This is a genomic window from Bordetella ansorpii, assembly GCF_900078315.1.
In the GTDB taxonomy this organism is placed as follows: domain Bacteria; phylum Pseudomonadota; class Gammaproteobacteria; order Burkholderiales; family Burkholderiaceae_B; genus Bordetella; species Bordetella ansorpii.
The window spans coordinates 483,234-506,720 of the sequence record NZ_FKBS01000025.1; the positions used below are offsets into that span (position 1 = coordinate 483,234).

At 66.8% G+C, this 23,487-nt stretch carries 24 protein-coding genes; 15 read left to right on the forward strand and 9 right to left on the reverse strand.

Annotated features, from left to right (window positions below; genetic code table 11):
• Positions 1–84 precede the first annotated feature (84 nt).
• The 8 genes from A7W11_RS27610 (at position 85) to A7W11_RS19835 (ending at position 6,790) form a co-directional block, all read left to right on the forward strand.
• Positions 85–333, forward strand: coding sequence for a type II toxin-antitoxin system Phd/YefM family antitoxin (locus tag A7W11_RS27610; protein WP_082887380.1), 249 nt, complete (start codon positions 85–87; stop codon positions 331–333).
• Positions 323–604, forward strand: coding sequence for a type II toxin-antitoxin system RelE family toxin (locus A7W11_RS19805; RefSeq protein WP_066417690.1), 282 nt, complete (start codon positions 323–325; stop codon positions 602–604). The genes A7W11_RS27610 and A7W11_RS19805 overlap by 11 nt, the downstream gene beginning before the upstream one ends.
• Before the next feature lie 168 nt (positions 605–772).
• On the forward strand, positions 773–1,699 hold the full coding sequence (locus A7W11_RS19810) for a cobalamin-binding protein (protein WP_066417693.1): 927 nt from the start codon (positions 773–775) through the stop codon (positions 1,697–1,699).
• A gap of 69 nt (positions 1,700–1,768) precedes the next feature.
• Positions 1,769–2,569 (forward strand): thiazole synthase, encoded by an 801-nt coding sequence (locus A7W11_RS19815; RefSeq protein WP_066417695.1) that lies wholly within the window; start codon positions 1,769–1,771, stop codon positions 2,567–2,569.
• A complete protein-coding gene (gene thiD, locus A7W11_RS19820) occupies positions 2,566–3,402 on the forward strand; it encodes a bifunctional hydroxymethylpyrimidine kinase/phosphomethylpyrimidine kinase (RefSeq protein ID WP_066417698.1) in 837 nt (278 codons plus the stop codon). The genes A7W11_RS19815 and thiD overlap by 4 nt, the downstream gene beginning before the upstream one ends.
• A gap of 55 nt (positions 3,403–3,457) precedes the next feature.
• Complete coding sequence (locus tag A7W11_RS19825) at positions 3,458–4,138, forward strand: protein-L-isoaspartate O-methyltransferase family protein (protein ID WP_066417701.1); 681 nt, start codon at positions 3,458–3,460, stop codon at positions 4,136–4,138.
• Positions 4,139–4,141: 3 nt separating this feature from the next.
• Positions 4,142–5,470: a TolC family outer membrane protein gene (locus tag A7W11_RS19830; protein ID WP_066417704.1), complete on the forward strand. Its 1,329-nt coding sequence runs from the start codon at positions 4,142–4,144 to the stop codon at positions 5,468–5,470.
• A gap of 138 nt (positions 5,471–5,608) precedes the next feature.
• Positions 5,609–6,790 carry an ATP-binding protein gene (locus A7W11_RS19835; RefSeq protein WP_066125627.1) on the forward strand — a complete coding sequence of 394 codons (1,182 nt, stop codon included), beginning with the start codon at positions 5,609–5,611 and terminating at the stop codon, positions 6,788–6,790.
• Positions 6,791–6,842: 52 nt separating this feature from the next.
• On the opposite strand, the gene rfaE2 is transcribed toward A7W11_RS19835, so the two are convergent.
• The 6 genes from rfaE2 to ubiE form a co-directional block, all read right to left on the reverse strand.
• The gene (gene rfaE2 / locus A7W11_RS19840) at positions 6,843–7,322 is read right to left on the reverse strand and encodes a D-glycero-beta-D-manno-heptose 1-phosphate adenylyltransferase (RefSeq protein ID WP_066125895.1); all 480 of its coding nucleotides are present in this window, start codon (positions 7,320–7,322) and stop codon (positions 6,843–6,845) included.
• A 56-nt stretch (positions 7,323–7,378) separates the two neighbouring features.
• Complete coding sequence (locus A7W11_RS19845) at positions 7,379–8,269, reverse strand: ferritin family protein (protein ID WP_066417713.1); 891 nt, start codon at positions 8,267–8,269, stop codon at positions 7,379–7,381.
• 192 nt (positions 8,270–8,461) lie between these two features.
• The gene (gene ubiB / locus A7W11_RS19850) at positions 8,462–10,018 is read right to left on the reverse strand and encodes a ubiquinone biosynthesis regulatory protein kinase UbiB (protein ID WP_066417719.1); all 1,557 of its coding nucleotides are present in this window, start codon (positions 10,016–10,018) and stop codon (positions 8,462–8,464) included.
• Positions 10,019–10,022: 4 nt separating this feature from the next.
• Positions 10,023–10,655 carry a ubiquinone biosynthesis accessory factor UbiJ gene (locus A7W11_RS19855; protein WP_066419290.1) on the reverse strand — a complete coding sequence of 211 codons (633 nt, stop codon included), beginning with the start codon at positions 10,653–10,655 and terminating at the stop codon, positions 10,023–10,025.
• A 166-nt stretch (positions 10,656–10,821) separates the two neighbouring features.
• The gene (locus A7W11_RS19860) at positions 10,822–11,811 is read right to left on the reverse strand and encodes a Tim44 domain-containing protein (protein WP_066417722.1); all 990 of its coding nucleotides are present in this window, start codon (positions 11,809–11,811) and stop codon (positions 10,822–10,824) included.
• A gap of 148 nt (positions 11,812–11,959) precedes the next feature.
• A complete protein-coding gene (ubiE, locus tag A7W11_RS19865) occupies positions 11,960–12,733 on the reverse strand; it encodes a bifunctional demethylmenaquinone methyltransferase/2-methoxy-6-polyprenyl-1,4-benzoquinol methylase UbiE (protein ID WP_066417726.1) in 774 nt (257 codons plus the stop codon).
• Between the two features lie 146 nt (positions 12,734–12,879).
• Here ubiE and phoB point away from each other — a divergent pair, with 146 nt between their 5' ends.
• The 3 genes from phoB to serA all read left to right on the forward strand — a co-directional run bounded on the left by phoB (position 12,880) and on the right by serA (position 16,321).
• The gene (gene phoB / locus A7W11_RS19870) at positions 12,880–13,578 is read left to right on the forward strand and encodes a phosphate regulon transcriptional regulator PhoB (RefSeq protein ID WP_066417728.1); all 699 of its coding nucleotides are present in this window, start codon (positions 12,880–12,882) and stop codon (positions 13,576–13,578) included.
• A gap of 9 nt (positions 13,579–13,587) precedes the next feature.
• The gene (gene phoR / locus A7W11_RS19875; protein ID WP_066417734.1) at positions 13,588–14,892 is read left to right on the forward strand and encodes a phosphate regulon sensor histidine kinase PhoR; all 1,305 of its coding nucleotides are present in this window, start codon (positions 13,588–13,590) and stop codon (positions 14,890–14,892) included.
• Positions 14,893–15,124: 232 nt separating this feature from the next.
• The gene (gene serA, locus A7W11_RS19880) at positions 15,125–16,321 is read left to right on the forward strand and encodes a phosphoglycerate dehydrogenase (protein ID WP_066417737.1); all 1,197 of its coding nucleotides are present in this window, start codon (positions 15,125–15,127) and stop codon (positions 16,319–16,321) included.
• A gap of 25 nt (positions 16,322–16,346) precedes the next feature.
• Here serA and A7W11_RS19885 read toward each other — a convergent pair whose 3' ends face one another.
• The gene (locus A7W11_RS19885; protein ID WP_066417739.1) at positions 16,347–17,207 is read right to left on the reverse strand and encodes a LysR family transcriptional regulator; all 861 of its coding nucleotides are present in this window, start codon (positions 17,205–17,207) and stop codon (positions 16,347–16,349) included.
• Between the two features lie 113 nt (positions 17,208–17,320).
• On the opposite strand from A7W11_RS19885, the gene A7W11_RS19890 reads away from it, so the two are divergent.
• The 4 genes from A7W11_RS19890 (at position 17,321) to A7W11_RS19905 (ending at position 20,404) form a co-directional block, all read left to right on the forward strand.
• The gene (locus A7W11_RS19890) at positions 17,321–17,752 is read left to right on the forward strand and encodes a VOC family protein (protein ID WP_066417741.1); all 432 of its coding nucleotides are present in this window, start codon (positions 17,321–17,323) and stop codon (positions 17,750–17,752) included.
• Positions 17,753–17,853: 101 nt separating this feature from the next.
• Positions 17,854–18,606 (forward strand): 5-oxoprolinase subunit PxpB, encoded by a 753-nt coding sequence (gene pxpB / locus A7W11_RS19895; protein WP_066417744.1) that lies wholly within the window; start codon positions 17,854–17,856, stop codon positions 18,604–18,606.
• A gap of 9 nt (positions 18,607–18,615) precedes the next feature.
• Positions 18,616–19,632, forward strand: coding sequence for a 5-oxoprolinase subunit C family protein (locus A7W11_RS19900; RefSeq protein ID WP_066417750.1), 1,017 nt, complete (start codon positions 18,616–18,618; stop codon positions 19,630–19,632).
• A gap of 10 nt (positions 19,633–19,642) precedes the next feature.
• Complete coding sequence (locus A7W11_RS19905) at positions 19,643–20,404, forward strand: LamB/YcsF family protein (RefSeq protein ID WP_066417759.1); 762 nt, start codon at positions 19,643–19,645, stop codon at positions 20,402–20,404.
• Between the two features lie 27 nt (positions 20,405–20,431).
• Here A7W11_RS19905 and A7W11_RS19910 read toward each other — a convergent pair whose 3' ends face one another.
• Positions 20,432–21,073 carry a phosphatase PAP2 family protein gene (locus A7W11_RS19910; protein ID WP_066417768.1) on the reverse strand — a complete coding sequence of 214 codons (642 nt, stop codon included), beginning with the start codon at positions 21,071–21,073 and terminating at the stop codon, positions 20,432–20,434.
• A 191-nt stretch (positions 21,074–21,264) separates the two neighbouring features.
• On the reverse strand, positions 21,265–23,478 hold the full coding sequence (locus A7W11_RS19915; protein WP_066417771.1) for a xanthine dehydrogenase family protein molybdopterin-binding subunit: 2,214 nt from the start codon (positions 23,476–23,478) through the stop codon (positions 21,265–21,267).
• Positions 23,479–23,487 lie beyond the last annotated feature (9 nt).

Sequence of the window (23,487 nt, forward strand, 5' to 3'; positions counted from 1 at the left end):
TCGCGACACGTTCTGCGCATTGAAAAGCACCATTAAAGGAGCTAATATCAGCACCTTAATCGATGCTTCTTAAAGGGTCTCGCCATGGCTCACACTCTTCTTGCTGAAACGACAGCCAGCGTTTCTGAACTCAAGCGCAACCCCATGGGCACCGTAGCGGCGGGCGAAGGGTTCCCCGTAGCCATCCTCAATCGCAACGAGCCCGCGTTCTATTGCGTCCCCGCAAAAGCTTATGAAGCCTTGCTGAATCGCCTGGAAGACCTGGAATTGAATGCCGTCGCCGATGCCCGTCAAGGCCAAGCGGAAATCGAGGTCTCGCTGGATGACTTATAGACTGAAATTCAAAGACGAGGCATTGAAGGAGTGGCACAAACTCGACAGCACGCTGCGTGAACAGTTCAAGAAGAAAATCACTGAACGTCTGCAAGACCCGCGCGTGCCCGCCGCCAAGCTGTCTGGCCATCCGGACCGCTACAAGATCAAGCTGAAATCCAGTGGCTATCGGTTGGTGTATGAAGTGCGCGATGTAGAAATCGTCGTCGTTGTCGTCGCCATCGGCAAACGCGAACGCAATGCCGTCTACGCCTCGGCGGCCAAGCGCTGACGCTCGGCAACTCACGACAGATAGCCGATTGTGCCGACCTGCCGCTACCCCTTGAAAACTCCCGCCGATCAGCAGGAGCGTTTCATCGCCAACCGTTGGGCAAACTCACGCCTCACAGAGGGCCTGGTCGCGACGTATCGAAACACGATCCCGGCCGCCGCTCTAGCGATGGCGTTAGCTTGCAACGCCGCCGCCGCCCAGCCCACGCCCTCACGGCCGCTGCCCTCGGCAGCACTCGCCCCTCAGCCGCCGGCCCTCATCCAGGTCCGCGACGACGCCGGCAACACGGTCGAACTATCCGCCCCCGCGCGCCGCGCCATCGCGCTGACGCCGCACGCCGTGGAACTGGCCTACGAGGCCGGCGCGGGCCAGTACCTGGCCGGCGCCGTCATGGGCAGCGACTATCCGCCGCAGGCGCGCAACCTCCCCCAGGTGGGCGACGGCCTGCGGCCCGACCCCGAACGCGTCGCGGCGCTGCGGCCCGACCTGCTGATCGCCTGGCAGCCCAGCGCGCTGCGCACGCTGGCGCCGGTGCTGCAATCCCGGAAGCCGGCCGTCTACATCAGCGATCCGCGTTCGCTGGACGACATCCCCCTGACGCTGGAACGCTTCGGCATCCTGTTCGGCACCCAGCAGATCGCGCGGGACCGCGCGCAGGCGGTGCGCAGGCGCCTGGACACCCTGACCGAACGCTATGCCGGCAAGCCGCCCGTGCGCGTCTTCATGCAGGCCGGCGCCAACCCGCTCTATGCCCTGGGCGACCCCGGCATCATCGGTGACGCACTGCGCCGCTGCGGCGCCGTCAACGTCTTCGCCGACGCGGGCCGCGCCGCCCTGCAGGTCTCTGTGGAAAGCGTGCTGGCCCGCCAGCCCGAGGTCATCGTCGCCGGCGCCAGCAGCGACGCCGAGGCCGCGGCATTTCGCCAGACCTGGCAGTCCTCCGGCGTCGCAGCCGCCCGCCACGGCCATCTGTACACCCTGGATGCCGATGCCCTGTACCGCCCCACCGGCCGGCTGGTCGACGCCGTCGAAACCCTGTGCGCCCGCATCGACGCCGCCCGGGTCCGCCAGCCCACCCCGCCGGGTGGTCTATGATGGCGGAATACCGACCCTGAACCGCGCCGGCCGCCTGACGCCAGGCCGCGGCGCCTGATCCGCACAGTCATGACCACCGCAGACACTCTGAGCATCGCCGGCCGCGAGTACGACTCGCGCCTCATCGTGGGCACCGGCAAGTACAAGGATTTCGAACAGACCCGCGCCGCCCTGGACGCCAGCGGCGCGCAGATCGTCACCGTGGCCATCCGCCGCACCAACCTGGGCCAGAACCCCGGTGAACCGAATCTGCTGGACTACGTCCCGATGTCGAAATTCACCCTGCTGCCCAATACCGCCGGCTGCTTCACCGCCGACGACGCCGTGCGCACCCTGCGCCTGGCGCGCGAGCTGCTGGACGGCCACGACCTGGTGAAACTGGAAGTGCTGGGCGATTCGCACACCCTGTTCCCCAACATGCCCGAAACCCTGAAAGCCACCAAGACGCTGGTCGACGAAGGCTTCAAGGTCATGGTCTATTGCGCCGACGACCACATCCAGGCCCGCATGCTGGAAGACCTGGGCGCGGTCGCCATCATGCCGATGGCCTCGCTGATCGGCTCGGGCATGGGCATCCTCAACCCCTGGAACCTGCGCCTCATCATCGACCACATCAAGGTGCCGGTGCTGGTCGATGCCGGCGTGGGCACGGCGTCGGACGCCACCATCTCCATGGAACTGGGCTGCGACGGCGTGCTGATGAACAGCGCCATCGCCCATGCGCAGAATCCCGTACGGATGGCCGGCGCCATGAAGAAGGCCGTCGAATCCGGCCGCGAAGCCTTCCTGGCGGGCCGCATGCCCAGGAAGCTGTACAGCGCCATCCCCAGCTCGCCTACCGAAGGCCTGATCACCGCGACCAAGCAATGAGCCACTCCCCGTCCTCCGGGCGCCGCGTCCCGCACGCGCTTTCCATCGCGGGGGTCGATCCCTCGGGCGGCGCCGGCGTGCTGGCCGACGTCAAGGCCATGAGCGCCCTGGGCGCCTACGGCTGCGCCGTCATCGCCGCCCTCACCGCGCAGAACACCCAGGGCGTCACCGGCATCTCGCCGGTGCCGCCCGCCTTCGTGGCCCAGCAGATCGACACGCTGTTCGCCGACGTGCGCATCGACGCCGTCAAGATCGGCATGCTGGGCCAGTTGCCGGTCATCGTCACCGTGGCCGAGCGCCTGGCGCGCTGGACGCCCACGCACGTCGTGCTCGATCCCGTCATGGTCGCCAAGAGCGGCGACCTGCTGCTCGAACGCGAAGCCGTCGGCGCCATGCGCGAGGCCCTGCTGCCGCAGACCACCCTGCTGACGCCCAACCTGCCCGAAGCCGGCGTGCTGCTCGAAGAGCGCCCCGTCGAGACCATCAAGGAAATGCGCCGGGTGGCCGAACGGCTGCGCAACAAGATGGCGCATTCCGGGCATCGCTGGGTCATGCTCAAGGGCGGCCACCTGCCCGGCGAGGCCGCCATCGACCTGCTGCACGACGGCGACCGCATGATCGAACTGGCGGCGCCGCGCCTCGAAACGCGCAATACCCACGGCACCGGCTGCACCCTGTCCGCCGCCCTGGCCGCCCTGCTGCCGCAATGCGAGGACGTGCCCGAAGCCGCCCGCCGCGCCAAGGCCTACCTGACCGAAGCCATCCGCCACGCCGACCGCCTGGATATCGGCGGCGGACACGGCCCGGTGCATCATTTCCACGCATGGTGGTAACGGCAACCCTGCCGGTACTACAATGGCCCGCGACATTCACCCCCGCCTCACAGTCATGAACGCCTCAACTCTGCCCGACGTAGAACACGCCCGTTTCAACATGGTGGAACAGCAGATCCGCCCCTGGGACGTGCTCGACCTCAAGGTTCTGGATGCCCTGTTCGCGGTGCGCCGCGAACTGTTCGTGCCGCCCGCGCTGCGCGCCCTGGCCTTCTCCGACACTGAGCTGCCGCTGCAGATCAACGCGGTCGACACGCGCGAAACCATGCTGCCGCCCCGCGTCGAGGCCCGTCTGGCCCAGGACCTGCTGCTGCAGCCCAGCGACTGCGTGCTGGAGATCGGCACGGGCTCGGGCTACCAGGCCGCCTTGCTCGGCCACCTGGCCCAACAGGTCACCTCGGTCGAGATCGACAGCCGCCTGGCCGCGTTCGCCCAGCAGAACCTGCAGATGAACAACGTCGGCAACGTCAAGGTCGAAACCGGCGACGGCCGCAACGGCTGGGGCTCCACCGAATTCGACGCCATCCTGGTCACCGGCTCGGTGCCCTCGGTGCCCGACGCGCTGAAGTATCAGTTGCGCGTGGGCGGCCGTATGGTCGTCGTGGTCGGCCAGGCGCCGGTGATGACCGCCTGTCGCATCACCCGCACCACCGCCGCCAGCTTCGAAACCGTCAACCTGTTCGAAACCGTGATCAAGCCGCTGCGCGGCACCGCGGTGTCCCAGTTCAAGTTCTGACGAATGCGCGCCTTCTCGCTTGCGGCTTTCCTGCTTTGTTGCGGCGCCGCGAGTGAAGGCGCGAGTGCGCAAGACCTCATGCAGGTCTGGCGGCAGGCGCTGGGCAGCGATCCCGTCTACGCCTCTGCCCGCGCAGCCTACCGCGCCGGGCTCGAACAGTTGCCGCAAGCGCGCGCCGGCCTGCTGCCGGCCGTCAGTGCCGAGGTCGGCGGCGCCTACCAATCCACGCACTCCACCCGCGGCTTCACGGCCTACGACGGCACGCGTGCCGACTGGGCGCTGGTGCTGACGCAGCCGCTGTTCGACTGGAATCGCTGGCAGCGCTACGAGCAATCCCAGCTACGCGTGGCCGACACCGAACTGCAATTGCAGCAGTCCTTCCAGGATCTGCTGCTGCGCGTGGCCGACGCCTATTTCAACGTGCTGGCCGCCCAGGACACCCTGTCGGCCACCGAGGCCGAAAAGGCCGCCGTCTCCGAACAACTGGCCGCGGCCCAACGCAATTTCGAGCTGGGCAACGCCACTATCGCCGACAGCTACGAGGCCCGGGCCCGCTACGATCTGGTCGTCGCCCGGGAACTCGACCTGCAGAATGCGCTGGACGTGCGCCGCGACGAACTGGCCCAGATCATCGGCACGCCGCCCGGCGCGCTGGCGGAACTGCCGTCCGGCGTCAGCCTGCCCGCGCCGCAGCCCTCGCGCATCGACGAATGGTCGGGCCAGGCGGAATCCTCCGGAATCAGCGTGCTGCGCGCTCAGTTGCAGACACGCATCGCGGGCCACGACATCCAGATCGCACGCAGCGGCCACTATCCCACCGTGAACCTGCGCGCCAGCAGCGGCAGCGCGACGGACGCACGCATGCGCCAGGGCAGCGAAGCCCCCGGCCGGCCGATCGACAACAGCATCGGCGTGGTGCTGTCCATTCCGTTGTATTCGGGCGGCGGCGTGTCCTCGCTGGTCACCGAGAAGGTGCAACTGGAGCAGAAGGCCCGCCAGGACTACCAGGCCTCGCGGCGCCAGGCGGTGCAATCGGCCCGCCGCTACTACAGCGGCGTCACCTCGGGCCTGGCGCGCATCCGTGCGCTGGAGGCAGGCGAACGCTCCAGCCGGCAGGCGGTCGAGGCCAACCGCATCGGCTACGAAGTGGGCGTACGCATCAACCAGGACGTGCTGGACGCGCAGCAGCAGCTCTACGCCACCCAGCGCGACCTGGCGCAGGCGCGCTATGGCGCCCTGCTGGATGGATTGCGCTTGAAAGCGGTCAGCGGCATCCTGGCCGAAAGCGACCTGGATGCGGTGAACCGGTTGCTGCGGCTGCCGAAACCGTAAGGGCGTGTTCAAGGGCAGTGCCGGCGGGGGTCTGGCAAAACACCTGTCACAGCGCCGGCATTCCGTTATTTTGATCTTGCATTGTAGAAAAATTAGTGAAATTATAAAAAAACACTAACTTCCCTAATTTCCATACACATGGACCCCATCATCAATCCCTATGCGCCCGGCGCCGGCAGCCCGCCGCCCGAACTTGCGGGACGGGACGACATTCGCGAAAAAGTCCGTGTGTGCTTGGAACGACTGAAGCTTGGCAGACAAGCCAAAAGCGTATTGCTGCTCGGCCTCCGAGGCGTCGGAAAGACCGTCCTGCTGGATCAGATGCGCACCGATGCGGAAGGCCGAGCAGTGCAGACAGTTCGCATCGAAGCTCCAGAAAACAAATCGTTGCCGGCGCTTCTGGCGCCACAACTCCGCTTGGCGCTGCTGCGCTTGAGCAGAGTAGACGCCGCCAAAGACTACGCCATCAGAGGACTGCGGGCGCTCACAGGTTTTGCAAAGCGGCTCAAGGTGTCATTTGCCGACATCGAAGTTGGCTTTGATTACGAGTCCGAACCAGGCCTCGCCGACAACGGAGACTTGGAAGGAGACCTTGCTGCGCTGCTGGAGCAAGTTGGCCGAGCGGCTAGGGCTGCGGATACCGTGGTCGCGATGTTCGTTGACGAACTCCAATACGTCCCGGAAGAGCAGCTTGCAGCGTTGATCTCGGCACTCCACCGATGCGCACAACAGAAATTGCCCGTTACCTTGGTCGGAGCGGGTTTACCACAGCTACGCGGCCGCATGGGCGAGGCCAAGTCCTACGCTGAAAGACTGTTCGATTTTGCCGAGATTGGCGCGCTGAACGACGCCGATGCGGCGTTGGCGATCACTCTGCCAGCCAAGGAAGAAGGCGTCGACATTGACCCAGCCGCAGTGGCTGCAATCATTAGAGAAACCCAAGGCTATCCCTACTTCCTGCAGGAGTGGGGAAAGTGTGCATGGGAGGTCGCCGATGCAAGTCCGATTTCTGCAGAGGATGTCGAAATAGCGTCTCGTGAGGCCATCGCCGCATTGGATGAAAGTTTCTTCCGCGTTCGCTTTGATCGTCTCACGCCGGCAGAGAAGAAGTATTTACGCGCCATGGCGGAACTGGGACCTGGCCCTCACAGGTCTGGCGACATCGCACAAAAACAAGGGAAAGCCGTTGCGGCCTTTGGGCCCGTCCGAAGCACCCTGATCGCCAAGGGCATGATCTGGAGTCCGACTCATGGGGACACCGCTTTTACTGTCCCCCTATTCGATGAGTTCATGAAGCGCATCATGCCTGGCGATGCATGACCCCCCATGAAGACCTCATATAGCCAAGGACGTTTTGAACGACCTTGGCGCCCTATGCCTGCCGGATCTTCTTCAACAGCGCCGTCGTCGAGCGCTCGTGCTCGAACGCAATGGCCACCGCCTTGCCGCCCCAGCTTTCCACCAGGCGGGTTTCGGGCAGCTTGGCCATGTCATAGTCGCCGCCCTTGACGATGATGTCGGGGCGCAACTGGCCGATCAGCGCTTCGGGCGTGTCTTCGTGGAAAGAGGTCACCAGATCGACGCAGCCCAGGGCCGCCAGCAGCGCGGCGCGGTCGGCCTCGGCATTGAGCGGCCGGTCGCTGCCCTTGCCCAGGCGGCGCACCGAATCATCGGTGTTCACGGCCACGATCAGCGTGGCGCCCAGTTGGGCGGCCTGGTCGAGATAGGTGGCATGGCCGCGATGCAGGATGTCGAACACCCCGTTGGTGAAGACCAGCGGACGCGGCAGATGCGCGACAGCCGCGATGACGGCGTCGCGGGACAGGACTTTGGTATCGAAACGGGCAGGCATGCCGGGCATTCTACGCGGCTGCCGCCGTCCTCGGGACGGCGGCGAACCCGCTGCGATCAGTTGGCCAGGATGATGCCGCTGCTGTCGCCGGCATCCTTGCCGCCGGGCATGCGGCCCATGACTTCCTTCCGATAACGGTTCAGATCCTTCACCGTCTCGAAATTGCGGTCCAGCAGCTTGGACAGGATGTGCAGGATGCGGCTGGCCACGCGGTTTTCCCAGCCGTTGTCGAAACGGATCTGGGTGTCCAGCCAGTGCTCGAGCCAACCCGGCTCGGGCAGCCGCGACTGCACGGTGTCGTTCGGGAACAAGGCCTTGTTCACGTGCAGGTTGGTCGGGTGCATGGCCTGCGCGGTGCGGCTGGCCGAAGCCATCAGCACGCCGATCTTGGCGAACGACTGGCGCGCGGAGACGCTGACCGGCTCGCCGCGATCGTGCAGGGCACGGCGCATGTACTGCAGGTAGGCGCCGGCGTGGCGCGCTTCATCGGTGGCGATGGTGCGGTAGATGGCCTTGATGACCGGCTCGGTGTGCCAGTCGGCGGCGCAGCGGTACCAGTGGTTCAGGCGGATCTCGCCGCAGAAGTGCAGCATCAGCGTTTCCAGCTCGGGGGCCGGGTCGAACTCGAAGCGCACCTTGTGCAGTTCTTCTTCGGTCGGCACCAGGTCGGGGCGGAAACGGCGCAGGTACTCCATCAGCACCAGCGAATGTTTCTGTTCTTCGAAGAACCAGACCGACATGAACGCGCAGAAGTCGCTGTCGCTGCGGTTGTCGCGCAGGAACATCTCGGTGGCCGGCAGTGCCGCCCACTCGGTGATGGCGTTCATCTTGATGGTCTGGGCCTGATCTTCCGTCAGCTTGCTGCGGTCGAAGTCATCCCAGGGGATGTCGGAAGCCATGTTCCAACGGACGGCTTCCATGGTTTTGAAGAGTTCAGGATAAAGCATGATTGATGGGCCCTTTATGGGTTTCCGCTCGGTATGGGCTCGCGCCGCTCAGTGCGTACAGGGGAAAGGAACGCGCGGACGGCGCACCGTACACAAGGCGATCTTAATAAGGCTCATTTGACGCCAGGTTACGAGAAACTGTAATGACAGTTTAATGACAAAAACATGACCGAGACGTCCCCAAGTGTGTAATTACCGTGTCAGCGCCCAGAGCGCCACGGCGACTGCCAATGCCAGGACCGCCGTCAGGGCCGTCAGCAGGCGATTGCCCGCCTCCTGGGCCACCCTCAATCGTTGCGTTTCCCGCAACAATTCGGGACCGACATCGGGCCGGTTGAACCTGTCGTGGATCAGACGCGGCAAAGCCGGCAGCATCTGCGACCATTGCCCGGCTTCTTTGGCCAGGTTCTTGCGCAGTCCATCGAGACCCACCCGCTGGTGCATCCAGCGTTCCAGGTAGGGCTTGGCCGTTTTCCAGAGATCCAGGTCCGGATCCAGCTGGCGGCCCAGCCCTTCCACGTTGAGCAGGGTCTTTTGCAACAATACCAGTTGCGGCTGGATTTCGACATTGAAGCGCCGCGAGGTCTGGAACAGGCGCAGCAGCACCTGGCCCAGCGAGATCTCGGATAGCGGCCGGTCGAAATACGGTTCGCAGACCGCCCGAATGGCCCCTTCGAGCAGCTCCTCGCGGGTATCGGGCGGCACCCAGCCGGATTCTATGTGCAATTGCGCCACGCGCCGGTAATCGCGGTGGAAAAAGGCCAGAAAATTCTGCGCCAGATAGTTTTTGTCGAATTCCGACAACGATCCGACGATGCCGAAGTCCAGCGCGATGTAGCGGCCCAAGGTGCGCGGGTCGTCGGACACGTAGATGTTGCCCGGATGCATGTCGGCGTGGAAGAAGCCGTCGGTGAACACCTGGGTGAAGAAGATCTCGACGCCGCTGCGCGCCAGCGACGGGATGTCGATGCCGGCCGCACGCATGCGGTCGATCTGCCCGACCGGGATGCCGTACATGCGCTGCATGGTGAACACCGTGCTGGTGGTGTACTCCCAGATCACCTCGGGCACGATCAGCACGTCGCCACGGCCCGTCTCGGGGCCGAAATTGCGGCGCAGCTGGCTGCAATTCGAGGCCTCTCGCACCAGATCCAGCTCGTCATGCAGGTACTGGTCGAACTCGCTCACCACCTCGCGGGGCTTCAGGCGGCGGCCGTCTGGACCGATGCGCTCGATGATGCCGGCCACCATGCGCATTAGCGCCATGTCCTTGTCGATGACGTCGAGCATGCCCGGACGCAGCACCTTGACGGCGACTTCCCGGCCATCGTGCAACACGGCGAAGTGCACCTGCGCGATCGAGGCGGACGCCACGGGATCGATGTCGAACTGCGCGAACAGCTGCTGCGGCGGCGCGCCCAGCGCGGCCTCGATGCTGGCCGCGGCCTGCGCCGACGGGAACGGCGGCACGCGGTCCTGCAGCAGCGCAAGCTCGTTGGCGATGTCCATCGGGATCAGGTCGCGCCGGGTGGACAGCACCTGGCCGAACTTGACGAAGATGGGCCCCAGCGATTCCAGGGCCTGGCGCAGGCGCTGGCCGCGCGGCGCGCGCGGGCGGGTGCCCAGGCGGATCACGCGCAACACCAGCGTGGCCACGGGATGGTTCAGGCTGGACAGGACCAGATCGTCCAGTCCGTAGCGGAAGGCGACGAAGAGAATACGGATCAGGCGGGGCAGGATCGGCAACATGGCGTCAGGCTCCCCGCTTGGCGGCCAGGCGCGCCAGACGCGCGTCCAGCTCGGCGATACGGCGCTGCAACGCATCGGTATCGGTCTGCAGCGCAGACTGGTCCTGCCGCCACTGGTCCAGCAGCGATTTGCCCGCCAGCACCGGCTGCTCTTCCGTCAGATATTCGGACATGTTGGCCGCCAGCCGTTGACCCGCGTTGCGCAGGCCGGAGGTCAGCATGCGCACGCCCGACGCCAGCCGCGTGGCGGGGATGTCGCCCACCACGCGCGCCAGATCGCCCTCGGCGTCCCAGCGCAGGTCACGGGCCAGGTCTGCCACCGCCTGCGCCAGCGCGGCATCGCCCGAGATGTGCGTGACCTCGGCGAAATCCGGCTTGCCGCCCAGCAGGCGGTCGGGCCGCAGCTTGTCCGACTGCAAGGTCAGCGTGACGTCGGGCACGATGGCGTCGTCCGCCGACACCACGGTGCCATCGGTGGAGATGGTCAGCGAAACCGTCTGGCCCGCCAAGGCGAAACGCGCGGTCTTGCCGGCGTGCCGGGACAGGCGCTCACGCGCCCAGGGCTCTCGGCCTGTCAGGGCATTGAGCGCACCCGCGGCCAGGCGCGGCAAAGTGGGCAGGGCGGAAAAAGGCGACATGGAATCGATCGAGTGGCCGCGTGCGGCCGGGCGGAAGCAAACCGGCAGTTTACCGGGTTCGCCCATACCGCCCGAACGCCGCCGGGTCGTCCGGCACCCACCATGAAAAACCGGCCTCGAGGGCCGGTTCGACACTGCGGGCCGCCGGCTGCCGGCGGGGCAGCGATCAACTGGCGTATTCGACGGGGATCTGCTGGATACCTGCCAGCAGCCAACCGCCTTGCGCCGGCTTGAACAGGTTCCACACCTCTTCGAAGCGGAACGCCTCGGCGTTCGGATCTTCGCGCAGCATGCCCGAGAAACGCACGCTGGCCAGGTGGCCATCGGACACGGTTTCGATGCCCAGCATCTCGGCGTTCAGCAGGACCACGTCGGTCTTGTTGGCGGCGCCGGCGCGGGCTTCGAGCTGCGGCTTGAGTTCGGCGATCAGGTCGTCGGTCAGGTATTCGCGCAGGTTGGCCACGTTGCCCGTGTCCCACAGCGCCTGGATGCTGACGAACTGCTGCTTGGCCTGCTGCAGGAAGGATTGGGTGTCGAAGTCGCCCGGGATGTACCAGTTGCCGTCTTCGCCGGCCTTGGGCAGCGTGGCGGCTGCAGCGGCAGCGGCAGGGGCGGCCGCCGGAGCGGCGCGGAGCGCTTCACGCTGCATGGGCTGCGCTTGCGCGTTGCCGCGGTAGTTGTTGTTGCCGGCGCCCTGGAAAGCCGGACGCGGACCCGACGAGGCGCCGCGCAGGCGACGCACCAGGAAGACGACAGCGAACACCACGAGCGCGATCAGCAGCATGCTGGCCATGAACTCGGCGAACGCACCGCCCAGGCCCAGCGACGACAGCAGGCCCGCCAGGCCCAGGCCGACGGCCAGGCCGGCGATGGGACCCAGCCAGCGCGAAGCGCCGCTGCGCGCACCGGCCGCGGCGGCCGAACCCGCGGCAGCCGAACCCGCGGCGGCGGTGCTGCCAGCGGCGGTGGTATTGTTCGCGGCCGATGGCGGCGTGGTGGCCTGGCGCTGCTGCGTGACGTTGGACGATTGGCGGCCGACGCTGCCGCCGCCACCCGCGCGGCGGGCTTCGGCGTCGAAGGTCGTCGCCAGCATGGCGACGCCCGAGACGGCGATCAGCGCCGCGGCGATGAACCGGGAAAGATGGATTCGGGACATTTCTGATGTGCTCCTCGATGTGCGCCGCCCTTCCCCGCAGAAGGACCTGTCGGGCCGCGAGGCGGCCAGCGCCACTAATCTTACAAAAAACTGAATGAACCTAGAATAACGGACAATCAAGGCCGCTACAAGTTCCTTTCAGTTTGTATCAACCCAGTCGCACGCCTTCGTGCAACGCCGCTACGCCGGCGGTCAGGTTGAAATACTGCACACGCTCCAGGCCGGCCTCGCGCAGCATGCCCGCCAGCGTTTCCTGGTCGGGGTGCATGCGGATCGATTCCGCCAGATACCTGTAGCTGGCTTCGTCCTTCGCCACGTTCTTGCCCAGCCAGGGCAGCACATTGAAGGAGTACCAGTCGTAGGCCGGCGCCAGCGGCTTGGCCACGCGCGAGAACTCCAGCACCAGCAGCTTGCCGCCCGGCTTGAGCACGCGGGTCATCTCGGCCAGCGCGCGATCCTTGTGGGTCATGTTGCGCAGGCCGAAGGCCACGCTGACGCGGTCGAAGTAGCCGTCGGGGAACGGCAGGCGCTCGGCGTCACAGACGGCCACGGGCAGCAGCAGCCCACTGTCGGCCATGCGGTCTCGGCCCACCCGCAGCATGGAATTGTTGATGTCGGTCAGCCAGACCTCGCCCGTGGGGCCGGCGCGGCGCGCGAAGGCGCGGGCCAGGTCGCCCGTGCCGCCAGCGATGTCCAGTACCCGCATGCCGGGACGGATGGCCGCGCGGCCGATGGTGAAGGCCTTCCAGATGCGATGCAGGCCGCCCGACATCAGGTCGTTCATGACGTCGTAGCGGGAGGCCACCGAATGGAAGACTTCCGCGACCTTGCGCGCCTTTTCGTTTTCAGGGACGGATTGAAAGCCGAAGTGGGTCGTATCTTGGCCGGACGCCTTCGCGTCGGAAGAAGAGGTGTTCTGCATGGTAGGGATCCCGGTTATGGTCCAATGGTAGCCGATCCGCCACGGTGCAGCGCCTGGAATATGACAGTCATTCACATACCTGAAATATTCCGGCCATACTATCGCAACGTTCGCGCCGCGCCGGCGCACATCGGTATTGCTCTCATATGTCCAGCACCATACTTGTTGTCGAAGACGAACCCGCCATTCAGGAACTGATCGCCGTCAACCTGTCATTCGCCGGACACAAGGTCCTACGCGCCTTCGACGCGGAACAAGCCCAGACGCTGATCCGCGCCGAACTGCCCGACCTCATCCTCCTCGACTGGATGCTTCCCGGCACGTCGGGCCTGTCGCTGGCCCGCAAACTGCGCGAAGACGAACGTACCCGCACCGTTCCCGTCATCATGTTGACGGCCAAGGGTTCCGAACAAGACAAGGTCGACGGCCTCGAAGCCGGCGCCGACGACTACATCACCAAGCCGTTCTCGCCCAAAGAGCTGATGGCCCGCATCAAGGCCGTGCTGCGCCGCCGCGCGCCGCAGCTCACCGACGACATCATCGACGTCGCCGGCCTGAAGCTGGATCCGGTCACGCACCGCCTGTCGGGCAATGCCCAGCAGTTGCAGATCGGCCCCACGGAATTCCGCCTGCTGCACTTCTTCATGACGCACCCCGAGCGCGTGTTCTCGCGTTCGCAACTGCTCGACCAGGTGTGGGGCGACCACGTCTTCGTGGAAGAACGCACCGTCGACGTGCACATCCGCCGCCTGCGCAAGGCGCTGGAACCCAGCGGCCACGACGTCCACGTCGAAACCGTGCGCGGCAGCGGCTACCGCTTCACCGCCCAACTGCCGGCGCGCTGATCCCCCAAGATGGTCTGGTTGCGCACGCTGTTGCTGATCGCCTTCTGGGCAGCCCTTTCCGCGCTAGCCGAATGGCTGCTCGGCGATCCGGCAGGTTGGATCCTGTTCAGCGTGGCGGTGTCCGCCGTGCTGCTGTGGCGCAGCTGGCGCCTGCAGCGGGTCTCCCATTGGGCCCACCATCCCGAGACTTCGCCGCCCGTCGGCGTGGGCGCCTGGGATGACATCCTCGCCCCGCTCTACCGGCACCTGCGCGTGCGCGCGCGCGATCTGGCCGATACGCGCGACGCCATGCAAAGCATGCTGGCGGCGGCGCAGGCCCTGCCCGATGGCGTGGTCACGCTCAACGAAGACTTCCAGATCGACTGGTGCAACCGCATGGCGCGCCGCCACCTCGGCCTGCGCCTGCCGGCCGACCGCGGCAGCAACCTGCTGAACCTGCTGCGTTCGCCCGAGTTCGTCGCCTACGCGCACAGCAACGACTGGCCCGAGCCCATCCTGTTGCGCCTGACGCAGAACGGCCAGGAACGGGTCATGATGATCCAGCTGACGTCCTACGCCAGCGACCAGCGCCTGCTGATCTCCCGCGACGTCACGCAGATCGAGAAGCTCGAGACCACCCGCCGCGACTTCGTGGCCAACGTGTCGCACGAACTGCGCACGCCGCTGACCGTGCTGTCCGGCTTCCTGGAAACCTTGCGCGACATGCCCGCGGACGCCCTGCCCGCCGCGCAGCGCGACCAGTACGTCGGCATGATGCACGAGCAGGCCCAGCGCATGCAGGCCATCGTCGAGGACCTGCTGACCCTGTCCACGCTCGAATCCTCGCCCAGCGCCGATCCCGTGGCGGTCGACATGACCGAAATGCTGCAAAAGGCTCGGGAACAGATCGAAGCGCTATCGGGCGGGCGGCACACTTTCGACTGGCACATCGACGGCAACCTGCACCTGCTGGGCAGCAGCAGCGAGCTGGCCTCGGCCGTGGCCAACCTGCTGACCAACGCCGTGCGCTACACCCCCGATGGCGGCCGCATCACCGTGCGCTGGGAACAGGATGACGAAGGGTCGGCCCGCTACAGCGTGCAGGACACCGGCATCGGCATCCCGGCGCGCCACATCCCCCGCCTGACCGAACGCTTCTACCGCGTCGACCGCGGCCGATCGCGCGCCGTGGGCGGCACCGGCCTGGGCCTGGCCATCACCAAGCACATCGCCATGCGCCACGACGCCGCGTTGCACATCGAAAGCGAACCCGGCAAGGGCAGCATCTTCTCGCTGCGCTTCCCGGCGGAGCGCGTGGCCCGCAACGAGGGCTGACCCCATCCGCCGCCGACGGCCTCGCATCGCGAGGCCGTTCTCTTTTGCGGGCGCCTGGGCTGGGCCTGGTTCCAGATGCGTGGGCCCAGGCCACCTCAATGCCCCGCTTCCGGTCGCTTACCCCTGGGCAAACCCTGATTCGCCCCACCACCGCCAGGGCCTTTTGCGTCGCAGCACGCCAAGTAGTCCACAATGTGAAATCAATCTCAATTCGCATGAGGGCCCGGCAGCCATGGCCAAGATCGTCCTGTTCGAGAACATCCATCCCAGCGCACGCGCCGTCTTCCAGGCGGCCGGCTACACCGACATCGTCGCGCATGCCGCGTCGCTGCCGCCCGCCGAGTTGCCCGCGGCCATGCGCGGCGCCGAAGTCGTCGGCATCCGCTCGCGCACCCAGTTGGATGCCGAACTGCTGTCTTCGCCCGACCTGCGCGTGGTGGGCTGCTTCTGCATCGGCACCAACCAGGTCGACCTGGACGCCGCCATGCAGCGCGGCGTGCCGGTGTTCAACGCCCCCTTCTCCAATACCCGTTCGGTGGCCGAACTGGTGCTGGGCGAGGCCATCCTGCTGCTGCGCCGCATCCCCGAGAAGAATGCGCGCGTGCACGCCGGCCATTGGGACAAGACCGCCGCCGGCGCCTTCGAGGCTCGCGGCAAGACATTGGGCGTGGTCGGCTACGGCAACATCGGTTCGCAGATCGGCACGCTGGCCGAGGCGGTCGGCATGCGCGTGGTGTTCTTCGACGTCGAGGCCAAGCTGCCGCTGGGCAATGCGCGCGCCGCCGGCTCGCTGGACGAACTGCTGCAGCAGGCCGACGTGGTCACGCTGCACGTGCCGGGCGGCAAGTCGACCGAGAACATCATGAACGCCGAGACGATGGCGCGCATGCGCCGCGGCGCCATCCTGATCAACGCCTCGCGCGGTACGGTCGTCGATCTGCCAGCGCTGCGCGACGCGCTGCAATCCGGCCACCTGGCCGGCGCCGCGCTCGACGTGTTCCCGGTCGAACCCAAGAGCGCCGACGAGCCGCTGTCCAGCCCGCTGGTCGGCATGCACAACGTGATCCTGACGCCGCACATCGGCGGCAGCACGCAGGAATCGCAGGAAGCCATCGGCCGCGAAGTGGCCGAGAAGCTGGTGCGCTACATCCAGGCAGGCACGACCAAGACGGCGGTGAATTTCCCCGAGCTGCCTTACCTGGAACCCATGGGCACGGCGCGCATCCTGCACGTGCACCGCAACGCCCCGGGCGCGCTGGGCGCGCTGGACAACCTGATGGCCGAACACGGCTTGAACATCGTCAGCCAGAGCCTGCAGACGCGCGGCCAGGTGGGCTATGTGATCACCGACGTCGACGGCAAGGTCGACGATGCGGTGATGGCGGCCTTGCGCAGCCTGCCTGTCACCGTGCGCTGCGACCGGGTGTAGGGCGGCTTTGCACGCGGCGGCGGGCTCACGCCGCCGCGGCAGCCAGGCTGTTCACCAGTTGCGCCGTCAACGGCGCGCTGTCGAACGGCACCCTTGCGATCACGCCGATCTCGCGGCAGAACGACGGTTCGCCGAGATCCAGCAGCCGCAGGCCGCGTGTCGACAACTGCCGCGTATGCGGCATCAGCGCCACGCCCAGTCCTTCGCGCACCAGATTGGCGATGGCGTCCAGCTCGTCCAGTTCCATCGCCTCGCGCACGCTCAGGCGCTGCTTTTTCAGAAACCCATCCACCAGCCTGCCGCCGAACGACGAGCGGTCGTAGCGGATGAACGGCTGCGTGGCCAGCAACTGGCGCCATGAGGCCGGCGGCGACGCACGCGGCGCGGCGAGCACCATGGGTTCGCGCAGCAGCGGCTGCCAGCCCAGTTCCGGCGGCAGCGCAAAGGGCGGACGCAGCATCACCGCCAGGTCCACCTCGCCCGAATCCACGTGGCCCAGCAAGTTCAGCGAGACGCCGGGCACGATGCGCACCCGCACGTCGGGATAGTTGGCGCGGAACGCCGACAGCGCGCGCACCAGCAGATCCTGTTGCACCGACGCAATGGCGCCCACGCGCAGCAGGCCGCTGACGCGCCCCGCCCCCGCCATGCTCACCATCTGGTCGGCCATGGCCACCAGCGCCTCGGCCTGCGGCAGCATCTCGCGGCCATGCACGTTCAGTTCGGCCGATTTGGCCGTGCGGTCGAACAGCGCCACGCCCAGGTGTTCTTCCAGGCGGCGGATCTGCGCGCTGACGGCGGATTGGGTAAGACCCAACTGGCGGCCCGCCCCGGTGAACGTTCCCTCGCGCGCCACCGCGATGAAAGTCTTGAATTCTCGGATCACAATCGATTTTCTTGATGCTCAGGCCAAAAAAATATCGTTTTTCAATCAAAAAAACAATCCATACACTACGCGTCACCCTCTTTGATTCAATTCCTGTCTGATCGGAGCTTTCCATGACTGCCCAAGCCGCCATGCCCCCCTTCCACCTGGCCTTCCCCGTCCGCGACCTGGCCGAAGCGCGCACGTTCTACGGCGACCTGCTGGGCTGTAGCGAGGGCCGCAGCTCGCCCGAGTGGATCGACTTCAACTTCTATGGCCACCAGATCGTCGCGCACCGGTCGCCCGACGAGTGCGGCCACAAGGCCACCAGCGCCGTCGATTCGCACAACGTGCCCGTGCGCCACTTCGGCGTGGTCCTGTCGATGGAAGAATGGGAGAACATGTCGAAGAAGCTGACCGACGCCGGCACCGACTTCGTCATCGAGCCCTACATCCGCTTCAAGGGCGAAGTGGGCGAGCAGGCGACGATGTTCTTCCTGGATCCGTCGGGCAACGCCCTGGAATTCAAGGCGTTCAAGAACATGGAATCGCTGTTCGCCAAGTAAGAGTAAGCTGCGTACAGACGCGACACCGCCGGCGCCTCAGGGCGCCGGTATTCATTAATCCGGGTGCTTTGCTTGGCACCCCCAACCGCGGGCAACATCGATTGAGCCACGCAGCAGCCCCTTCATCCGGCACCGGGTCCGGCACGCCCACCTGGCGCATCCAGGCACAGGGAGATCGATGCGTGCTGGTGCGCTTCGGCGAGGCCCTGGACGTACGCACCGGCCAGATCTGCCTGGCAGCGGCCAACCTGCTGCGCGACGCCGGCCTGCCCGGCGTCATCGACATCGTGCCGTCCTTCACTGCGGTGGCCGTGCATTACCGGCCCTCGGGCGATGGGCCCACCTTCAGCCAGCTCTCGGCGCGCATCGAGCGCGCGCTGGCGGCCGGCATCCCGCTTGACGCCAGCGCGGGCCACGAGATCGAGATCCCCGTCTGCTACGGCGGCGAGTTCGGCCCCGACCTGCCCGACGTGGCGGCGCGCGCCGGCGTCAGCACCGACGAAGTCATCGCCCTGCACAGCGGTCCCGAAAGCATGGTGTTTATGCTGGGCTTCGCGCCGGGCCATGCCTACATCGGCATCCACGACGAACGGCTGGCCATTCCCCGGCGCCCTACCCCGCGCATGTCGATTCCGGCGGGCGCGGTGGCGGTGGCCAATCGCCAGACCGTCATCTACCCGGGCAACCTGCCCGGCGGCTGGAGCGTCATCGGCGCCACGCCGCTGGTGCTGTTCGATCCCACGCGCGAACCCGCCGCCCTGCTGGGGCCCGGCGACCGCATCCGCTTCGTGCCCATCAGCGCCGATCAGTACGCGCGCCTGCGCGCCGAGATCTCTTCCTCCTCTGCTTCCTGACGCGGCGCCATGAGCCTTACCGTCCTCAAGCCCGGCATGCAGTCGTCCTTCCAGGACGATGGCCGCACCGGCTGGCAACATCTGGGCATTCCCGTGGCGGGCGCCATGGACGAACGCGCCCACCGTCTGGCCAATCTTCTGGTAGGCAATCCCGCCGGCCACGCCTCGCTGGAAATCACCCTGGTCGGCCCGACCCTGCGCTTCGATGCGCCCGCCTGCGTGGCCATCGGCGGCGCCGACCTGGGCGCCACCTTGAACGGCATCGGCCTGCCGCCGCTGCGGCCCGTGCTGGCTCGTGCTGACGACGTGCTGGCGTTCTCGTCGCGCCCGCGCCACGAACGCGGCGTGCGCGCCTACCTGGCCGTGCATGGGGGGTATGCGATCGATCCCGTCATGGGCAGCGAAAGCACCTACCTGCGCAGCGGCTTCGGCGGCTGGCACGGCCGCGCGCTGGCCCGCGAAGACCGCATCGGCCTGCGCACCGCCCTGAGCGGCGGCGACGCGGCGCTGGACAAGCTGGCCGACGCCCTGGACGACCTGCGCATCTACCTGCCCGCCCCGCTGGTGCACATGCCGCGAGAGGCCTTGCGCGTGCTGCCCGGCGCGCACTGGGAGGCCTTCGACGAGGCCTCGCGGCAGCGGCTGGTGCAAGAGGTCTTCCAGATCAGTCCGCAATCCGACCGCATGGGCTATCGCCTGTCCGGCCCGCACCTGTCGCTGGGCAAGCCGCGCGAGATGCTGTCCGAAGCCGCCAGCTTCGGCACCATCCAGGTCCCCGCGGGCGGCCAACCCATCATCCTGATGGCCGACCGCCAGACCACGGGCGGCTATCCCAAGATCGCCCAGGTGGCCAGCGCCGACCTGCCGCTGCTGGCGCAATACGCGCCCGGCCAGGCGCTGCGCTTCGCGATGATCGGCCTGGAAGAAGCCCAGCGCCTGGACAACGCGCGCGAGCGCGCCTATCGCGACCTGGAACACTCGCTGCAAGCGCTGCGCGACATGCTGGCGCAGCACACCTCCACCTGACGGAACCGCCATGACCTCCATCACCCTCGACATGAACTGCGACATGGGCGAAAGCTATGGCGCCTGGCACATGGGCAACGACGAAGCCGTGCTGAAGCACGTCAGCTCGGCCAACATCGCCTGTGGATTCCACGGCGGCGATCCCGGCACCATGCGCAAGACCGTCGCGGCGGCGCTGGCCAACGGCGTGGCCATCGGCGCGCACCCCAGCCTGCAGGACCTGGCCGGCTTCGGCCGCCGCACCATCCAGATATCGCCACAGGAAGCGTACGACGCCATGGTGTATCAGGTCGGCGCGCTGGCCGGCGTGGCGGCGTCGCAGGGCGCGAGGCTGCACCACGTGAAGGCGCACGGCGCGCTGTACAACATGGCCGCGAAGGATCTGGAACTGGCGCGCGCGCTGTGCCAGGCCGTGCGGGATGTGGATGGCGATCTGGTGCTGTACGGCCTGGCGGGCAGCCGCTGGATCGAGGCGGCGGCGTCGGTGGGGCTGCGGGTCGCACAGGAAGTGTTCGCGGACCGCACGTACCAGGCCGATGGATCACTGACGCCGCGCAGCCGCGCCGATGCGATGATCACGGATCTGGATCAGTCGATTCAGCAAGTGCTGGGCATGGTGCGTGATGGCGTCGTACAGGCCACCGACGGCGCGCGCGTGCCGCTGCGGCCGGACACGCTGTGCATCCACGGGGACCAGCCGGGCGCGGAAGCGTTTGCGGCGGGAATCAGGAAAGCGCTGCAGGAAGCGGGAATCGAAGTCCGGGCCATGTGAACGCGCCACATCCGGGAGGCATCCCCGTCAACGGCGCAGACCGTCTTCCCACTGCCGCAGCCATTTCTCTCGTGACATGGGCTGGTCTGCGCCGGACAGGCGGATGCCGATCTGACTGAAATAGCGCTCGGTCGGCAGTTTCTGCGCGGAGGTCAATGCAAAGACCAGGCCCACCACGGGCAATGCACACATCGATAACAACAGCAGGTGCGGGACGCCAGGGCCCCTTTCGGGCCGCGGCCGCCAGGCGATCTGCGTGGCTGCCAGTACCGACAGCGCGAGCCCCCCGCCCGCGACCACCTCGGCGACCGAGTGCGCACCGACGCCGACGCGCGAGCACGCGACCAGCAAGCCGAGCGCCACACCGGGCATCCAGGCCAGCCGCGGCATGATGCCCCGCAATGTCAGCCACGACACGAATGGCCAGACCGTAAGCGCCAGGAACGTGTGCCCGCTGAAACACGTCAGGTCCAGTGACGGCACGCCTATGCCCCAGCCATAGAACAGGATCTTGCTGACAGCCACGGCCAACATGCCTGCACCGAACGCCAGCATCCAGACCACACCGGCGCGCACGCCCGACTGCCGGACAATCTGAAAACAGACCAGTGCACCCAAGGGAACGAGGAACACGGCATTGCCGAAATGGGTGAATAGGGACCAGGGCATGGACGTTCAGGGTAGCTTGCACTGTCAGGTAGGGGGGCGGCACAGATCTGCATGCGCCACGGCCGCATTGTCTCATTCGAGGCGGCGGTCTGCGTGGCGAGGGCGACGCGGCATCCGTCCCGGACCCGGATGCCGCAGGAAGCGAGGGGAACGAGGGGAACGAGCGACGGAAGACGTAGAGATAGGGCAGCCTATCTCTTTTCCAGCAGATCCTCGATCTTCACAGGCAGATCCCGAACCCGTACCCCAGTGGCGTGATGCACCGCGTTGGTGATCGCCGCCGCGATTCCCGCCAGCCCTATCTCTCCGATGCCGCGCGATCCCAGTTCATTCCAGATCAGGTCCGGATAATCCAGGAACGTCACGTCCAGTTCGGGAGCATCCGCATGCGTGGTCATCACGTAATCCGCCAGGTTGCTGTTCACCGGCGCGCCGCTGCGCGCGTCGTACTCGGTCTGCTCGAACAGCGCCATGCCTACCCCCATGATGACCGCGCCCTCGATCTGGTTACGGCCGGTGCGCGGATTCACGATGCGTCCGCCGTCGATTACCGTGACCACGCGCGATACGCGCAAGCGCGCCGTGGCGGGATGCCAGGTCACTTCGGCGAAGTGCGCTCCATAGGAATTGATCGAATAGCGCTTCTTCAGGTCGTTCCCCGACCCGGCCTTGCCCCGACCCGACACGGACTCGACGCCGGCCCGCCGCAGCACATCCTGCAGCGGCACGTATGCGTCCGCGCCCTTGGACGGGCCAATGGCGCCGTCTCGGCACGACAGGCCATCGGCCCGATCCGCCCAGACGCCGCCCTTGCGCGTCGAGACGCCGATCACCGCGCGCACGGCCTCTCGCGTCGCCTGCAGCACGGCCGGGATCACCGAAGCGGTCGCCCCCGAGCCGCCGGAGAACGGGCCGGGCGGCAGCACCGTGTCGCCCAGGCGAACGTCGATGCGCGCCAGCGGGATACCCGTCTCGGCGCTGACCAGTTGCGCCAGCACCGTGTAGGTTCCCGTGCCCAGGTCCTGCGTCGCGCAGACGACGCGCGCCGAACCATCGGCGTGCAGCGTGACAGTCGCTTCGGCGGGCAGCCGCAATGCCAACCACGAGCACGAGGCCATGCCCCACCCCAGCACCAGATCGCCCTGCTTCATCGACCCGACTTGCGGTGTCCGGCGCGACCAGCCGAAGCGCTCTGCGCCGGTCCTCAGACACTCCGTGAGATGGCGAGACGAGAACGGCAGGCCGCTGCCCTCGTCCTTCTCGGGTTCGTTCAACAGGCGCAGCGCCACCGGATCCCTATCCAGCGCCACGGCCAGTTCGTCCATGGCGGACTCCAGCGCGAACAACCCCGGCACGGCGCCGGGCCCTCGCATGGACGTGGGCGCACCGACGTGGCGGCGTGCGATACCCGAGCACACCTTCAGATTGGGCACGCTGTACATGTGCGGCGTGGCCTCCACACAGCTTTCCTGGTAGTCGTCCAACTGAGAACCCTGGCTGATGTAATGCTGCTGCACCGACACCAGCTTGCCGTCCTGCGTGGCGCCCAGCCGGAAGCGCTGGCGGATGAAAGGCCGATGTCCCACGCTCTGGAAGGCCATCGCCCGTTGCAACACCACCTTTACCGGCTTGCGTAGCCGCAGCGAGGCGGCGGCCGCCAGCAGCGAATGCGGCCACGGCCACAGCTTGCCGCCGAAGCCAGAGCCCAGGAACAGCGAGATCACGCGCACGGCGTCGGGTTTCACGCCCAGCATCTGGGCCATGACGTCGCGATGGTTCACCACCGCCTGACTGGTTTCGTAAAGGGTGTAGCCCTGCCCGTTGTAGTCGGCCAGGCAGGCGTGCAGTTCGATGGGATTGTGGGTTTCGACCGGCGTGCTGTATGTGGCTTCGATGCGTACGGGCGCGCTGGCGTAGGCACCCGCCGCGTCGCCGCGCTCGCTCTCGACCTCGGTGGCCTGATCGACGTCCTCGGGCGCCGACACGTCCGGCGTCTGCGCCTCGTAGCGCACCTTCACCAGACGCGCGGCGGCGGTGGCGGTCTCCAGCGTGTCGGCCACCACCAGGGCCACGTACTGGCCGTAGTAGCGGATGACATCGTCTTCCAGCGGTGGGCGTTTCTCGTCGATGGACCCCGCCTGCGCGCGCTTGAGCGGGGGGCAATTGGCCCGATGCAGCACCAACTGCACGCCTGGCAGGGCCTCGGCCTGGCTGGCGTCGAATTCGGCGATGCGGCCATGCGCGATGGTGGCGCCCACGAGCACACCGTGCAGCATGCCGGGCAAGTTGAAATCGGCGGCATAGCGCGCCATGCCACTGACCTTCTGCGGCCCATCGACGCGCGGACAGGGATTACCGATGGCCTCGGGATGGGAAAGCGCGTTCTGTTGGCGGGGAGTATCCATGCGCGGGCT

Bases quoted from the DNA above. Each gene is read 5' to 3' on its own strand.
- ubiB (WP_066417719.1), bottom strand. From the start codon at position 10,018: ATGTTGCCGATCCTGCCCCGCCTGATCCGTATTCTCTTCGTCGCCTTC.
- phoB (WP_066417728.1), top strand. From the start codon at position 12,880: ATGTCCAGCACCATACTTGTTGTCGAAGACGAACCCGCCATTCAGGAA.
- A7W11_RS19890 (WP_066417741.1), top strand. From the start codon at position 17,321: ATGACTGCCCAAGCCGCCATGCCCCCCTTCCACCTGGCCTTCCCCGTC.
- A7W11_RS19835 (WP_066125627.1), top strand. From the start codon at position 5,609: ATGGACCCCATCATCAATCCCTATGCGCCCGGCGCCGGCAGCCCGCCG.
- A7W11_RS19810 (WP_066417693.1), top strand. From the start codon at position 773: ATGGCGTTAGCTTGCAACGCCGCCGCCGCCCAGCCCACGCCCTCACGG.
- A7W11_RS19830 (WP_066417704.1), top strand. From the start codon at position 4,142: ATGCGCGCCTTCTCGCTTGCGGCTTTCCTGCTTTGTTGCGGCGCCGCG.
- ubiE (WP_066417726.1), bottom strand. From the start codon at position 12,733: ATGCAGAACACCTCTTCTTCCGACGCGAAGGCGTCCGGCCAAGATACG.
- A7W11_RS19905 (WP_066417759.1), top strand. From the start codon at position 19,643: ATGACCTCCATCACCCTCGACATGAACTGCGACATGGGCGAAAGCTAT.
- A7W11_RS19855 (WP_066419290.1), bottom strand. From the start codon at position 10,655: ATGTCGCCTTTTTCCGCCCTGCCCACTTTGCCGCGCCTGGCCGCGGGT.
- A7W11_RS19845 (WP_066417713.1), bottom strand. From the start codon at position 8,269: ATGCTTTATCCTGAACTCTTCAAAACCATGGAAGCCGTCCGTTGGAAC.
- phoR (WP_066417734.1), top strand. From the start codon at position 13,588: ATGGTCTGGTTGCGCACGCTGTTGCTGATCGCCTTCTGGGCAGCCCTT.
- A7W11_RS19910 (WP_066417768.1), bottom strand. From the start codon at position 21,073: ATGCCCTGGTCCCTATTCACCCATTTCGGCAATGCCGTGTTCCTCGTT.
- A7W11_RS19915 (WP_066417771.1), bottom strand. From the start codon at position 23,478: ATGGATACTCCCCGCCAACAGAACGCGCTTTCCCATCCCGAGGCCATC.
- A7W11_RS19815 (WP_066417695.1), top strand. From the start codon at position 1,769: ATGACCACCGCAGACACTCTGAGCATCGCCGGCCGCGAGTACGACTCG.
- thiD (WP_066417698.1), top strand. From the start codon at position 2,566: ATGAGCCACTCCCCGTCCTCCGGGCGCCGCGTCCCGCACGCGCTTTCC.
- serA (WP_066417737.1), top strand. From the start codon at position 15,125: ATGGCCAAGATCGTCCTGTTCGAGAACATCCATCCCAGCGCACGCGCC.
- A7W11_RS19900 (WP_066417750.1), top strand. From the start codon at position 18,616: ATGAGCCTTACCGTCCTCAAGCCCGGCATGCAGTCGTCCTTCCAGGAC.
- rfaE2 (WP_066125895.1), bottom strand. From the start codon at position 7,322: ATGCCTGCCCGTTTCGATACCAAAGTCCTGTCCCGCGACGCCGTCATC.
- A7W11_RS19805 (WP_066417690.1), top strand. From the start codon at position 323: ATGACTTATAGACTGAAATTCAAAGACGAGGCATTGAAGGAGTGGCAC.
- A7W11_RS19825 (WP_066417701.1), top strand. From the start codon at position 3,458: ATGAACGCCTCAACTCTGCCCGACGTAGAACACGCCCGTTTCAACATG.
- A7W11_RS27610 (WP_082887380.1), top strand. From the start codon at position 85: ATGGCTCACACTCTTCTTGCTGAAACGACAGCCAGCGTTTCTGAACTC.
- A7W11_RS19860 (WP_066417722.1), bottom strand. From the start codon at position 11,811: ATGTCCCGAATCCATCTTTCCCGGTTCATCGCCGCGGCGCTGATCGCC.